The organism is Yersinia alsatica, from assembly GCF_025133195.1.
Classification (GTDB): Bacteria; Pseudomonadota; Gammaproteobacteria; order Enterobacterales; family Enterobacteriaceae; genus Yersinia; species Yersinia alsatica.
The window spans coordinates 3,372,253-3,386,669 of the sequence record NZ_CP104006.1 but is presented as its reverse complement, the minus strand read 5'-3'; the positions used below and the strand labels follow the sequence as shown (position 1 = coordinate 3,386,669).

Here is a 14,417-nt window from a genome sequence, read left to right as displayed (position 1 = left end):
TTCCTTGTCAAAAGGGCTTAATTTAAAGGTTGTATAGTTAATGCGTTATCCAGCAGATGCAAACGCGCGGCTTGACCAAAATAGTCGCGCGGGATCTGATCACTCAACCAGTACTGCCCTGCGATAGAGACTAGTTCAGCACCCAGATGCGTGCAAAAAATCTGGCATTGAGCATCACCCGATGCACCTGCTAGCGCACGGCCTCGCATCATTCCATAGATATGAATATTGCCGTCGGCAATTAATTCAGCACCGGCACTGACACTGCTGATAACAATCAAATCGCAATTACGAGCATAAATCTGTTGGCCGGAACGGACAGGCGTGTTGATAATTCGTGTCTTGGTAGGAACGTTTTCTGGCGGGCTGACAACCGGCTCGGGTGCCATTTTCTGGCCTTTACCTTCGCTCAGTAACGGCAAGCCTGCACGCGCTATTGCACGTTTTTGACGTTCATCCTGACAACCACTGATGCCAACAATACGCAGACCTGCTGAAGTGACAGCCTGTTGGAGATCTTTCCAGTTAGCACCGTTAGGTAACGTTGCAACGTTAATCACAACAGGGGCGTTTTTCAGGAAAGCAGGTGCTTGATCTACCTTTTCCTGTAAAGCCTGACGAATTACCTCCGGTCGAGAATCATGTAAGTGAACGACCGATAGGGTAAAACTACTGCCTTTTAACTCAATTGGCGATTGTGACATCTATCCTGACTCAGTTTCAGCTGCGTTTAATCCCCGCAATATCATTCGGGGTACAATATTCTGATCTTACCAAACATGTTATAGGTAATATAAAAATAAATCTATCCGTATCAATATATTGAAATCTTAAGGCCACAATGACTCCAATCTGACAAGAAATTACAGCATAACTTCTGCTTATTCGCTAGCCCTGACCTGCCTATATTTGGCTATTATCACGACCATGATTAAGTTGAGTATTTTTTCAGCAGTTGGGTTGGTTTTATCTGGGGTTAGCACCGCCCATAAAAGTCGCTATTTTCTAACAAATGTGGTCATTTTTTTATCAGCTGAAGTTGTTTTTTATAAAATACAGTAAGCGCTGACCATTATTATCACTTTTAAGATGATGAAATAGGGCGGTTGAATGTCGTTATTATCGGCTTAGTGAAATACCTCACCATATTATTTCAGAAAAATCTCACGCAGTACTTTGTCAATTGGTGAAACAGACCGGCAAATGATAATTAATGATACGGCCCAGCCTCTCTTTTTGTGCTCGATATAAACTGCGCCAATGAGTACTATTTTTAGTTATTTAACATTGAGAATGATAATCATTTTGTGATAATTTGCGTTTTCTATCCCCTCTAATCGAAAGGAAATCAATGATGAAAAGGAATTTCATCCCACTATCATTTATCTGCATTACAGCTCTGTCTGCCCCGGTAACTGCATGGGCTGACTATAGTTATCATGCTGAAATTCCAAAAGATAGTAAGGTTTCGCCCGATTATCTGGAGAAACGTAAGGCTCTGGGTTCTGTCGCCCCGGATGCTAATTCATGGCAACGGCAACTTGATGAGGAAAAAGCGCGGATAGATGCTGAGTCTGCAAGGCGTGAAGCTGAAAAGCAGACTAAATGCCAGCAGCAGGAATATCTACAACGTCGACGTGCTGACAATGGTAAGTATCAATACTATAAGCCAGACCCCTGTGCTGGCAGTATAGGCATAGAAATTCCCGTCTATTGACAACTCGGGCCTGCAAGATGGCCTGACGTGTTATAATCTTAAGCTAACTATGCAGTTTTATTATTGAATTTATCAACCAGAGTCCAGAACATGCTTTGTGCTATCTATAGAAGTCCGAAACGGGATCAAACCTACCTATATATTGAAACGAAAGATGATTTTTCGAGAGTTCCCGCTGAGTTACTGGCCAGTTTTGGCAAACCGCAATTCGCGATGCTGCTTTCATTAAACGAGCGCAAAAGTCTGGCAACAGCTGATATCGAGAAAGTGAAAAGTGCACTTATCGAGCAGGGCTTTTATTTGCAAGTCCCGCCGCCACCGGAAAGTCTGTTGAAAATGCACTTGGGTGAAACCCACTGATTTTAAACGCCCGGCTTCCTCACTGGCTATTGCTTTACCAAGGAATGCGTCGATGAAATTATCCATGATTGCCGTCGCACTGGCGACGGTCATCTCGATGGGGTGTGCCAATAAGAATTCGGCGGCCCCCATGCAAACCCAGGCGGTTGCCCCCCAAGCTAAGGCAAAATCAGCTTCGACAAACAGCGCTAATACTGCAACGATGCTATCTCAGCAAGGGCGTGATCCGGCAGGATTTCCTGCTTATGTTGAGCAATTGAAAGCACAAGCCCGAGCCAATGGGATCAGTGAGGCGACGTTGAATGTCGCTTTCGCCAATATTCATTTTGTTGACCGAGTGATCCAAGCTGATCGTAATCAATTAGAGAAGAAAGTCACACTGGATGATTATCTGGCCAAGGTCTTGACGGCGAACAGAATCAAGCAGGGCAAGGAAAACTATCAGCGCTATAAGCCTAAGCTATCTCAAGTGACGGCCCGCTACGGTGTACCTGAACGCTACATTGTTGCGTTGTGGGGCATGGAGAGTAGTTTTGGCAAGATTCAGGGTAAGGAAGATGTGATTTCGGCTTTGTCGACATTAGCATTTGAAGGGCGGAGAGAAGCTTTCTTTACTCAAGAACTGATGGCAGCACTCCAGATTATCCAACAAGGCAAGGTTGAGGATCCGCAGTTAAAAGGGTCTTGGGCCGGAGCGATGGGGCAAAGCCAGTTTATGCCCAGTTCCTTCCTGACTTATGGTGCCGATGGTGATGGCGATGGAAAAATCGATATTTGGAATAATATTGATGATGTATTTGCTTCTACTGCTAACTATCTGTCTACTGAAGGTTGGAAACCCGGCATTGGTTGGGGACAGGAAGCGCAACTACCGGAAGGATTCAATGTCGCCTTGGCTGGTCTGAAAGATAATCAAGCTAAAACAGTGGCCCAATGGCAGCAGCTTGGTGTGACGCTGATCCCCGGAGGGAAGGTCGTTAACTCAGACTTACGGGCTTGGGTGATCATTCCCGATGATGTTCAAGGGCGAGCATTTCTGGTTTATGATAATTTTCGTACCCTTATGCACTGGAACCGCTCTTACTATTTCGCCATCAGCATTGGTATGATGGCTGAGAGCATTAGTCAATAATGTTTGTGGCTAATAATGTCTATGATTAATAATATCTATGGTTAAATAGTTGTTGTATACCACGGTCAAATCGCCGCGGTGTAGTGTCTATCAGGATGTGAATTCAGGAGAGGCAGTATGTACCAACATAGAGACTGGCAAGGGGCTTTGCTGGATTTTCCAGTAAGCAAAGTGGTTTGCGTCGGCAGCAACTATGCCGAGCATATTAAAGAAATGGGGAGTACAGCCTCAGCTGAACCGGTGCTGTTTATCAAACCTGAAACAGCATTATGCGATATTCGCCAGCCGGTCTCTATTCCGAAAGATTTCGGTGCTGTCCATCATGAAGTGGAATTGGCGGTATTGATTGGTACGCCATTGAAACAAGCCAGTGAAGATAGGGTGGCGCGTGCTATTGCCGGTTATGGTGTGGCATTGGATTTAACGCTACGGGAATTGCAGTCAGGATTGAAAAAAGCCGGGCAGCCGTGGGAAAAATCCAAGGCATTTGATGGTTCGTGCCCGATTTCCGGTTTTATCCCGGTGGCTGAGTTTGGCGATGCGCAAAATGTCGATTTATCCCTGACCATTAATGATGAAATCCGTCAGCAGGGTAATACTCGCGACATGATCACCCCGATAATCCCATTGATAAGTTACATCAGTCGCTTCTTTACCTTGCGCGCAGGCGATGTGGTACTGACAGGAACGCCGCAGGGTGTCGGGCCAATGAAGTCGGGCGATATGCTTAAAATTATGCTAAATGGTAAAACGTTGAACACCCGCATAATCTAAGAAAACTATGCCGCTTGCCCATTTTTGCGGGCGGCAAAACTTGCATCTGGTAGCCAAAACGTCTATAACGACCCGCTTATTTAGCTATATGCTTATTACTGCATGCTCATCAACCACCGCGGATACAAATATGTCACAACCTCCTTTTTGGCAACAAAAAACACTCGCTGAGATGTCAGATAGTGAATGGGAATCGCTGTGTGACGGATGCGGCCAATGCTGTTTGAATAAATTGATTGATGAGGACACTGATGAAATTTATTTCACCAATGTGGCCTGTGATCAGCTCAATATTAAAACCTGTCAGTGCCGTAACTATGAGCGTCGCTTTGAATTAGAAGAAGATTGCATAAAGTTAACGCGCGAAAATCTGGTCACTTTTGATTGGCTACCACCCACATGTGCTTATCGTTTAATTGGTGAAGGCCATGATTTACCAAGCTGGCATCCGCTATTAACTGGGTCAAAATCAGCTATGCATGGTGAGCGAATCTCAGTGCGCCATATTGCTGTTCGCGAGAGCGAAGTCATTGACTGGCAAGATCACATCCTGAATAAACCGCAGTGGGCTAGATAACTCTACCTATTAATAAGCCAGATTTGGCTGACATACGCCGTATCTAACAAAGAAACCTAAAATATGAAATATTCAACATTAGCCGCTATCATCATCGGCATCTCCACTACTTTAGGTAGTGTTTCACACCAGGTTCAGGCCGCTGGGGCTTCATTAATTAATCTTGATTGCGAATTGAAAGATGGCGCCAGCCTTACTGCGGTATTGGATGGCCCGAATCAACAATTGACCATAGATAACGCGGTGTTTCATTTTGTAAAAGTGAATCCAGAGGGGCAGGGAGAGTCGTTAATCTTCCAGAAGGCGAGTAGCCAAGAGCAAGTGATTGCCTCTCTTAATATCTCGGCATTGCCAATTCGTTTGGCGGTTGTCGATGGTGAACAAGCTAATCAATATATTTGCACCCATACCAAAGCTTAGCCTTTGATGATGGATTGAACTCAGGCTGCCTAATGGCGGCCTTTTTTGTGTGACTCGCAGCTATAATTAGCTCTACACGTAAGTGATGAGAAATAAAAAATCCAAAGAAGGTTTCAATGGAAGAAAATTTTCAATTTACCTTGATGAAATATTATAACACTGTATGATTATTGCTCTGGTGAAGTAAATGCATAGCAACATTTCGGCAATCACGCTCTTAGAGGGTGTAGAAAGATGCGTAACAGAGAAGCTTATTGGGTAGTTTTCCAGTGTGTTTCTCTGTTGTGCAATAGTCGTGCTTAGGCTGTGTAACGTCGGAGTGTACGATGAACGCTTACGCCATAACATGACGGCCGGGAAAGTACCGGCTCCCTTTTAAAAACCCTGGTTATTGCCAGGGTTTTTGCATATGGGCCTACCTAATCTGAGCGACAACCACTTTTATGTTAGTAAATCCGATTAAACCAATGGATGGATTAGTCCTGAGTCGACGCTGAAGTTACCCACGAAGTCGTAAAGTGAGTCCTCCACATGGAGAGTTAAATAGCTTGATTGATAACACCGCGATAATTTCTACTTCTGCAATCATTGAGAAGGGGGCGGTAATTGGGGCGAATGTACAGATTGGTCACTTTTGCTACATTGGTTCTCAAGTCACTATTGGTTCAGGCACCGTGCTTAAATCACACATTGTGATTAATGGTATTACTGAGATTGGATGTGACAATAATATTGGACAGTTTTCCTCTATTGGCGAGATTAATCAGGATCTTAAATATAATGGTGAGGCCACTCGGGTGGTCATCGGTAACCGCAATTTGATTCAACAAAATGTCACTATCCATCGCGGTACTTTGCAAGGTGGCAGCGTCACCTCGATTGGTGATGATAATAATCTGATGAGCCACGTTCACGTTGGTCATGACTGTATTGTCGGTAACCACTGTTTATTGGCGTCGAATGTGGGATTAGCCGGGCATGTTGAAGTGGGTGATTGCGCCACTATCGGTGCGGCAAGCGCAGTGCATCAATTTTGTGTGATTGGTACTTGTGCATTGGTTAATACTGGCTCCTGTGTGGTGCAGGATATTCCTCCGTATGTGATTGCTGAAGGTAACCGTGCAGTCCCTATTGGCGTGAAAGCCGATGGGTTAAATTGGGGGGATGGGCAAGCGGTTCAGAATGCTTATCAGCTTATTTATCATGCGGGTAAGTTGGTAGCAGATGTTAATGAAGAAATTGAGCTTCTGGCGAAAGAGTGGCAAATATTAATCCCCTATAAGCCTTTTTTCTCCCGCTCGGCACGCGGAATTATTCGTTAAATTAATCAGGCCAGCAGATTACCATTGTGATTTGATAATCTGATGTACCTATGCGGAATGTAGGTCACTACAGCGAGCAGAAAGGGTATATAAAAAAGGCGCCACACAAATGGGCGCCTTAAATAGATAAAGATATGTATGAAAACTATCGACCAAACAGATCGCGTCTTTTCGGCTTAACAAACTGACTCATCAGCACTAACAGCGATACCAACAGGTAAGCTGCAAAAATACCCACTAACCACTGTGGCATTTCCAGGCTTAAAAATTCCCATTGTTTTACCGCGCAATCACCACTGGCAACAAAAATAGCCGGGAACCACTTGTCCAATGGCAGCCAAGAAGGGAAGCTCACAAAGAAATCACAGGTGGTGAAAGGCGATGGATGCAGTTGCAGCATGGTGTGGGTCCACGCCAGCTGAATCCCTTTCCAGGCGCTATAAATCCAGATAAAAATAGCCAGATAGCGCAAGGGTGATTTAGGGGCAATAGCACCTAGCAATGCGGCACCAAGAATACCGAATAATGCGGCGCGTTCGTAAATACACATCACGCAAGGCTGCAGTAGCATCACGTGTTGAAAATAGAGCGCAACTAATTCTAATGCAAGTGCAGTCAGGGCCAGTAATAGCCAAGCACCGCGCCCTTTAGAGCAGCGGTTAAGGAATTGCAACATATCTTTATTTTCCATGCAGTAAGCAATTGTACCGGCAGTGTAAACCAATTCATCTTTGCTGCCAGCTACCCAAAGGTAAAATTAGGCAAAAATCAGTTATTTCTCGCGAATGACCGACTACCACGAGCATAAATTTTACTTTGGATAAGATATTGGTTTGTTTTGCCAGCCCATAATCCTTCTAAGTCTACCCCATAGTATTTGAAACTTATGTCTGTGGGTATAGCACCGTCCCTCGTGGCGAGGGAAAGTGTAGGGCTGGCAGAGACGATAATGCAAGCAATCAGTGTGTGATGCTAACCTCTGCGGCTATATGAGGCAAACTTATCCAGCCACTTTGCATCATCCATTCTGTCACCGGAACTAAGAGATATTCAACGCCCAGCAGACCCACAAGGGTCATCACAATGGTATAAGGCAGAGCCATATACACCATGCGACCATATGAGAGGCGAATCAATGGCGCGAGTGCCGAGGTCAGCAGGAATAAGAATGCCGCTTGACCATTCGGCGTGGCGACTGACGGCAGGTTAGTCCCGGTATTAATGGCAACTGCCAATAATTCAAATTGTTGCAGTGAAATGATGCCATGCTCAAATGCAGTGCGCGCTTCATTGATATACACCGTGCCAACAAAGACATTATCTGATACCGATGACAGCAAACCGTTAAACAGATAAAACAGTGATAGTTGGGCTGATGGCGAAGATTGCAGCACGAATTGAATAATAGGCGTGAATAAACTTTGCTCAATAATTACCGCGACCACAGCGAAAAATACCGTGAGCAGGGCAGTAAACGGTAATGCTTCCTGAAAAGCTTTACCCAGCGCATGTTCATTGGTGATGCCACATAGGGAGGTCGCGAGAATAATGACCGATAGCCCCACTAAGCCGACTTCAGCGAGATGTAAGGCTAGCGCCAACACCAACCACACACCAATCAGCGCCTGAACCAGAAGTTTCATTTTCTCCTGCTGGGTCCGCTTGGCGCTGGCTTGTTTGTCGTAATCAGTTAAAACCTGACGCACACGTTCAGGCAACTCCGCACCATATCCAAACAGTTTGAAGCGCTCAACCAACAGGCAAACCAATAACCCACAGCACAGCACTGGTAGCGTGACCGGCAACATGCGGATAAAGAAATCGCCAAAATGCCAGCCGGCACTTTTGGCAATAATCAGATTCTGCGGCTCTCCGACCATCGTCATCACGCCGCCCAATGCCGTACCCACACCGGCATGCATCATTAAGCTGCGCAGAAATGCCCGGAATTGCTCCAGTGTTTTGCGGTTATCTTGACTGTCTATCCAACTGTCATCATTAATGTCTTTATCCGAATGATTGGAGGCAACATGATGATAAATAGTATAAAAACCGACAGACACACTAATGACTACCGCAATAACGGTTAGGGCATCGAGAAAGGCGGAAAGAAAAGCAGAAGCCACACAGAAGGCTAATGAAAGAATGATTTTTGAGCGGATAGTGAGTAGCAGTTTGGTAAATACAAACAGTAACAACTGCTTCATAAAGTAGATGCCCGCCACCATGAAAACCAGTAGCAACAGGACTTCCAGATTATTAGCAATCTCTTCTGCAACCTGATGCGGGCTGGTCATACCGATAGCCACGGCTTGAATAGCGAGCAAACCACCGGGTTGCAATGGGTAGCATTTCAGTGCCATCGCCAGCGTAAAGATGAATTCTATCACCAGCATCCAACCCGCGAGGAATGGGTTGACGAAGAAGAACACCAACGGGTTAATGATGAGGAACCCTATGATTGCCAGTTTGTACCAATCTGGCGAGTTGCCAAGAAAATTCCTAAGTACCGCTTGTCTAATGGTCATATCCATTGTGGCTTATGGTCTCCTTAATAAATTTTTTATGATGCTATTGCTGCTCAAAGTTACATTTTACTTTAGGTTATTGCTCTAAAAGCAATATGTATAATCTGCTCATCATTCTATCTGCGCAATTTTTGCAACTTTATGACTGCTTTCACCATTTGTTCGGTTCCGATGCTATGTCAGAATAGAGTCGTCTGGTATGATGAGCGCACTAAATTGCTGATATATATCGCTACGGAACGTCAAAAAATATGGTTATAAAGGCGCAAAGTCCTGCCGGTTTCGCGGAAGAGTATATTATTGAAAGTATTTGGAATAATCGCTTCCCTCCAGGCACCATTTTGCCCGCGGAGCGTGAACTTTCAGAGCTTATTGGAGTTACCCGCACAACATTGCGCGAAGTGCTGCAACGGTTAGCCCGCGATGGCTGGCTCACTATTCAGCATGGTAAACCGACGAAAGTAAACAACTTTTGGGAGACGTCCGGTCTTAATATCTTGGAAACGCTGGCGCGGCTTGACCACGACAGTGTGCCACAATTGATAGACAACTTACTGGCTGTTCGAACCAATATCGCTACCATCTTTGTCCGAACGGCTATTCGCAACCATCCGGAAAAAGCTCAGGAAATTCTGGCACAAGCCCAGACGGTTGATGATAATTCAGAGGCCTTTACCGCACTGGATTACGGTATTTTCCGTGGTTTGGCGTTTGCTTCCGGTAATCCGATTTATGGCTTGATCCTCAATGGCTTGAAAGGGCTTTATACCCGGGTTGGGCGCTACTATTTCTCTAATCCTGAAGCACGTAAGCTGGCACTGGCGTTTTATAGCAAGCTGTCGACACTGTGTGATGAGAAAGGGCACGAGCAGGTAGTAGATTGCTTGCGGACCTACGGTAAAGAGAGCGGCGCTATCTGGCACAGTATGCAGGGCACCATGCCAAGTGATTTGGCTGAAGCTCGTCGCTAGGTAAAGGCGATAAAATAGCAAAGTAAAAGGGGCATTTGATGCCCCTTTTTGATGGATATTAGCGGCGACCTATCGTCCTAGAGTTTGCTCGCTCGGGGCGGGACACTGTCGAGCAATTCAATGCTGCCATCAGCATTCAACTGTTCCATATGAATATCAAACCCCCATAACCGATGAATATGTTTCATCACTTGCTGGCGGCTTTTATCCAGTGGTGCTCGGTCATGAGGGATATAGCGTAGCGTCAGAGAGCGGTCACCGCGCAAATCGACATTCCAGACCTGAATATTGGGCTCATGGTTGCTCAAATTATATTGAGCAGACAATTCATTACGGATGGCACGATAGCCTTCTTCATTATGAATAGCCGAAATTTCCAGATAGTTATTCTTATCATCATCCAGCACAGTAAAGAGGCGGAAATCACGCATCACTTTCGGTGATAAGAATTGGCTGATGAAGCTTTCATCCTTAAAGTCGCGCATGGCAAAATGCAGCGTATCCAGCCAATCTTTACCGGCAATATCAGGGAACCAGTAATAGTCCTCTTCAGTCGGGGACTGGCAGATGCGCTTGATATCCTGGAACATGGCAAACCCCAGAGCATAGGGGTTAATACCATTGTAATAAGGGCTGTTATAGGGCGGCTGATAGACAACATTGGTATGGCTGTGTAAGAACTCCATCATAAACCGGTCGGTGACTTGGCCTTCGTCATACAGATGATTCAAAATGGTGTAATGCCAGAAGGTGGCCCAGCCCTCATTCATCACTTGAGTCTGTTTCTGTGGATAAAAATACTGGCTGACTTTGCGCACGATACGCAGCACTTCCCGCTGCCATGACTCCAGCAGTGGGGCATTTTTCTCCATGAAATACAGCAGATTCTCTTGTGGCTCACTGGGATAGCGATGAGCTTGAGCTTGCACTTCTCCCCGATCTTTACGCGGTAAGGTTTTCCATAAAGAGTTGACCTGACTTTGCAGATACTCCTCACGGCTTTTCTGGCGGGCAGTTTCCTCAATCAAGGATATTTTTTGTGGGCGTTTATAGCGATCGACGCCATAGTTCATCAGCGCATGGCAAGAGTCGAGCAGCCGCTCAACTTCTTCCACTCCATAGCGCTCTTCACATTCACTAATATAATGGCGAGCAAACAGCAGATAATCCACGATGGAACTGGCATCCGTCCATGCTCGGAATAAATAGTTATTCTTAAAGAAGGAATTATGGCCATAGCAGGCGTGCGCCATGACTAAGGCTTGCATAGTGATGGTGTTTTCTTCCATTAAATAAGCAATACAAGGATTGGAGTTAATAACAATCTCGTAGGCCAGTCCTTGTTGACCGTGCTTATATTTCTGCTCGGTTTCGATAAATTTCTTACCGAAAGACCAATGGGTATAGTTGATTGGCATGCCAATACTTGAATAGGCATCCATCATTTGCTCTGAGGTGATCACCTCTATCTGATGGGGATAGGTATCAAGCCGGTAATGTTTTGCCACCCGGTCGATTTGATCCAGATAGACCTGCAGCAATTCAAATGTCCAGTCCGGGCCGTCAGTCAGGCGCTTATCTTGCGCGGTGTGTTTTGGTGTTGAAGTTGTCATTAGCGCATCCTCACGGTTTTATAACCCTGCAAAATACCGGTCACTTCAATAATCCTAGCTCAATATGAACAAACTGAGGCATGGCAAGACCTTATGTCAATATAGATTATTTTTTATCGCCCTAACGGATAATCTTAAATAGGTTTTTATTGGATTATTATTCTGTTTATTTAGTGGTTATGCAGAATATAAAACCAATAAAATCAACTTATGCAACATGCTAATTATTCATGCTGTTAATAGGGATAATCAGTTTAATTTTCAGTCTTTCTTTCGTTTAATTGGGCAAAAATAGCATCTTATCGCTATTTCTCTGGCGCTATTGAATTAAAAAGTCATTGCAGCGTAAATTAATTGTGAATGAAGTCACAGTCTATAATTAATATGTTGGATAGTTTTTTCTGCTGGGTTAATTTTCTGTCAACAGAATATTATGCTTTTGTGGTGATTTTGGAGTGAGGATGATATGCGCGTTGTCATTTTAGGAAGTGGTGTAGTGGGTGTCGCCAGTGCCTGGTACTTAGCCAAAGACGGCCATGATGTCACCGTAATTGACCGCCAGGAGGGGCCAGCGCAAGAGACCAGTGCCGCCAATGCGGGGCAGATCTCCCCGGGATATGCAGCCCCTTGGGCAGCCCCTGGTGTTCCCTTAAAAGCCATTAAATGGATGTTTCAACGCCATGCCCCGCTTGCGATTCACCTAGATGGCAGTGCATTTCAGTTGCGTTGGATGTGGCAGATGCTGAGAAACTGCGACACTTCCCACTATATGACCAACAAAAGCCGCATGGTACGGCTGGCAGAATACAGTCGCGATTGCTTAAAAGATCTGCGGGAAGATACCGGTATTCAATATGAGGGCCGTCAGGGGGGGACACTGCAACTGTTCCGCACTGAACAGCAATTTGATAATGCGGCCAAAGATATCGCCGTATTGGATGATGCGGGCGTGCCATATTCACTGCTCACTGCCGACCAACTGGCTACTGTCGAACCGGCATTAGCCAAAGTGGCACACAAACTCACCGGTGGTTTACGTCTCCCCAATGATGAAACCGGGGACTGTAAATTATTTACCGAGCGGCTGGCAAAAATGGCCGAACAGGCCGGGGTGAAATTCATCTTTAACCGCTCGGTGGATAAATTGCTGGTGGAGGGTGACCAAATCGCGGGTGTATTGTGCGGTGATGACATTATAAAAGCGGATGCTTATGTTGTTGCCTTTGGCGCATACTCAACCGCGCTGTTAGCTGGGTTAGTGTCGATTCCGGTTTATCCACTCAAAGGCTACTCGCTGACCATCCCTATCACCGACCCAGCATCAGCCCCATTTTCTACTGTGTTAGATGAAACCTACAAGATTGCTATTACACGCTTTGACGACCGGATTCGTGTGGGTGGCATGGCTGAAATCGTCGGCTTCAATACCCAATTGGCACAAGCACGACGTGAAACCTTGGAAATGGTGGTTACTGACTTGTACCCCCATGGGGGCAATATCGGCCAGGCCACATTCTGGACCGGCTTACGGCCAATGACGCCAGATGGCACGCCAATTGTCGGGCGAACCTCGCTTAAGAACCTCTATCTGAATACCGGGCACGGCACTTTGGGCTGGACGATGGCTTGTGGTTCGGGCCAGTTATTGGCTGATATTATATATGGCCGTCGACCCGCTATTTTAGCTGATGACCTTGCGGTATCACGTTATAGCGCGGGCTTTCGGCCACTGAATACTGCGCCATTACACGACATTCATCCTGTTCGCTAAAACGCTGATTATTCAGGCACAACACTATGGGCAAGCGGCAATAGGTTGTGCATGACTGACTACTGCTTTGGAAGGAATAAGCATGCCTCGCCCGATATCTGCCACGATTAATTTATCTGCACTGCGCCATAATTTGAGTATTGTTCGCCATCATGCCGGAGCGGCAAAAATATGGTCAGTGGTGAAAGCCAATGCCTATGGGCACGGTCTGGCACGTATTTGGCAAGGGTTGGCGGCAACGGATGGCTTTGCACTGCTGGATTTAAATGAAGCAATAATGTTACGTGAACAGGGCTGGCAGGGGCCGATTTTGCTGCTTGAGGGCTTCTTTCAACCGCAGGATTTAGTGCTACTGGACTATTACCGCCTCACGACAACAGTGCACAGTGACTGGCAGCTTGAGGCGATCAAAGCCGCGCGTTTGTCAGCTCCACTGAATATTTATTTAAAGCTGAATAGCGGGATGAATCGCTTAGGTTTTCCTGTTGGGCAGGCGGAGACTATTTGGCAATGGGCGAAAAGCCTGAGTAACGTGGGTGAGGTGACGCTAATGAGCCACTTTGCCAATGCGGATAATCACATCGGCGCGCAGACACAATTTTCGCTGATTCAGCAGGCTAGTGAACATATTCCGGCAGCGCGTTGCTTTGCCAATTCCGCGGCAATATTGCGTAATCCAGAGACGCACTATGACTGGGTCCGCCCCGGTATTATCCTCTACGGCGCGTCACCCAGTGGGGAGGTTGCCGATATCGCAGGGATTGGCCTGCAACCGGTGATGAGCCTGAACAGTGAAATTATTGCGGTTCAGTCATTATCAGCCGGCCACTCGGTGGGTTATGGCAGCCGCTACACCGCCAGTGCCGCGCAACGTATCGGCGTGGTGGCTTGTGGTTATGCCGATGGGTATCCGCGACTGGCACCCAGCGGAACGCCCATAAGGGTAGACGGCATCTTGACACAGACGGTCGGCTCAATTTCGATGGATATGCTGACGGTGGATTTAACCCCGTGCCCGCAAGCGCAAATAGGTAGTAAAGTTGAAGTCTGGGGTGAAAATCAGCCTATTGATGATGTGGCTAAAGCCGCCGGTACCGTAGGTTATGAGTTGATGTGTGCGCTGGCAAATCGAGTGCCTGTCACCTTACGTCCTTGACGTTGTCGCGCGGTCAGCGGTTTTTATTCACCCGAATCACTGAACTTCATAAGTGCATCGAGATGAGTTCGCTTGC

At 46.2% G+C, this 14,417-nt stretch carries 14 protein-coding genes; 10 read left to right on the top strand and 4 right to left on the bottom strand.

From position 1 onward, the window contains the following. Positions 1–17 precede the first annotated feature (17 nt). Positions 18–704: a septum site-determining protein MinC gene (gene minC, locus N0H69_RS15065; protein ID WP_050107239.1), complete on the bottom strand. Its 687-nt coding sequence runs from the start codon at positions 702–704 to the stop codon at positions 18–20. 650 nt (positions 705–1,354) lie between these two features. On the opposite strand from minC, the gene N0H69_RS15060 reads away from it, so the two are divergent. From N0H69_RS15060 to lpxA, 7 genes are all read left to right on the top strand, one after another. Further along, positions 1,355–1,717: a hypothetical protein gene (locus N0H69_RS15060; RefSeq protein WP_050151733.1), complete on the top strand. Its 363-nt coding sequence runs from the start codon at positions 1,355–1,357 to the stop codon at positions 1,715–1,717. Between the two features lie 90 nt (positions 1,718–1,807). Next, entirely contained in the window at positions 1,808–2,077 is a 270-nt protein-coding gene (locus tag N0H69_RS15055; RefSeq protein WP_050107237.1) for a YcgL domain-containing protein, read from the top strand. A gap of 52 nt (positions 2,078–2,129) precedes the next feature. Continuing rightward, positions 2,130–3,209, top strand: a complete 1,080-nt coding sequence (locus N0H69_RS15050) for a lytic murein transglycosylase (protein ID WP_050151734.1) — start codon at positions 2,130–2,132, stop codon at positions 3,207–3,209. A gap of 117 nt (positions 3,210–3,326) precedes the next feature. Next, positions 3,327–3,983, top strand: a complete 657-nt coding sequence (locus N0H69_RS15045; RefSeq protein ID WP_050107235.1) for a fumarylacetoacetate hydrolase family protein — start codon at positions 3,327–3,329, stop codon at positions 3,981–3,983. Positions 3,984–4,113: 130 nt separating this feature from the next. After that, positions 4,114–4,560 (top strand): cysteine cluster protein YcgN, encoded by a 447-nt coding sequence (gene ycgN / locus N0H69_RS15040; RefSeq protein ID WP_050122223.1) that lies wholly within the window; start codon positions 4,114–4,116, stop codon positions 4,558–4,560. A gap of 63 nt (positions 4,561–4,623) precedes the next feature. Beyond that, entirely contained in the window at positions 4,624–4,980 is a 357-nt protein-coding gene (locus N0H69_RS15035) for a hypothetical protein (protein ID WP_050107234.1), read from the top strand. Between the two features lie 548 nt (positions 4,981–5,528). Next, a complete protein-coding gene (gene lpxA / locus N0H69_RS15030) occupies positions 5,529–6,302 on the top strand; it encodes an acyl-ACP--UDP-N-acetylglucosamine O-acyltransferase (protein WP_050107233.1) in 774 nt (257 codons plus the stop codon). Positions 6,303–6,447: 145 nt separating this feature from the next. Here the strand turns inward: lpxA and dsbB are convergent, their stop codons facing one another. Together dsbB and nhaB are read right to left on the bottom strand one after the other, a co-directional pair. After that, complete coding sequence (gene dsbB / locus N0H69_RS15025) at positions 6,448–6,978, bottom strand: disulfide bond formation protein DsbB (RefSeq protein WP_050107232.1); 531 nt, start codon at positions 6,976–6,978, stop codon at positions 6,448–6,450. A 283-nt stretch (positions 6,979–7,261) separates the two neighbouring features. After that, positions 7,262–8,836, bottom strand: a complete 1,575-nt coding sequence (gene nhaB, locus N0H69_RS15020; protein WP_050134098.1) for a sodium/proton antiporter NhaB — start codon at positions 8,834–8,836, stop codon at positions 7,262–7,264. Positions 8,837–9,081: 245 nt separating this feature from the next. On the opposite strand from nhaB, the gene fadR reads away from it, so the two are divergent. Then, positions 9,082–9,801 carry a fatty acid metabolism transcriptional regulator FadR gene (gene fadR / locus N0H69_RS15015; protein WP_050107230.1) on the top strand — a complete coding sequence of 240 codons (720 nt, stop codon included), beginning with the start codon at positions 9,082–9,084 and terminating at the stop codon, positions 9,799–9,801. Between the two features lie 77 nt (positions 9,802–9,878). Here the strand turns inward: fadR and N0H69_RS15010 are convergent, their stop codons facing one another. After that, complete coding sequence (locus N0H69_RS15010; RefSeq protein WP_050107229.1) at positions 9,879–11,414, bottom strand: SpoVR family protein; 1,536 nt, start codon at positions 11,412–11,414, stop codon at positions 9,879–9,881. A gap of 466 nt (positions 11,415–11,880) precedes the next feature. Between N0H69_RS15010 and N0H69_RS15005 the strand changes: the two genes are divergently transcribed. Beyond that, the gene (locus N0H69_RS15005) at positions 11,881–13,185 is read left to right on the top strand and encodes a D-amino acid dehydrogenase (RefSeq protein WP_050107228.1); all 1,305 of its coding nucleotides are present in this window, start codon (positions 11,881–11,883) and stop codon (positions 13,183–13,185) included. 82 nt (positions 13,186–13,267) lie between these two features. Beyond that, a complete protein-coding gene (gene dadX / locus N0H69_RS15000; protein ID WP_050122159.1) occupies positions 13,268–14,341 on the top strand; it encodes a catabolic alanine racemase DadX in 1,074 nt (357 codons plus the stop codon). Positions 14,342–14,417: the final 76 nt, after the last annotated feature.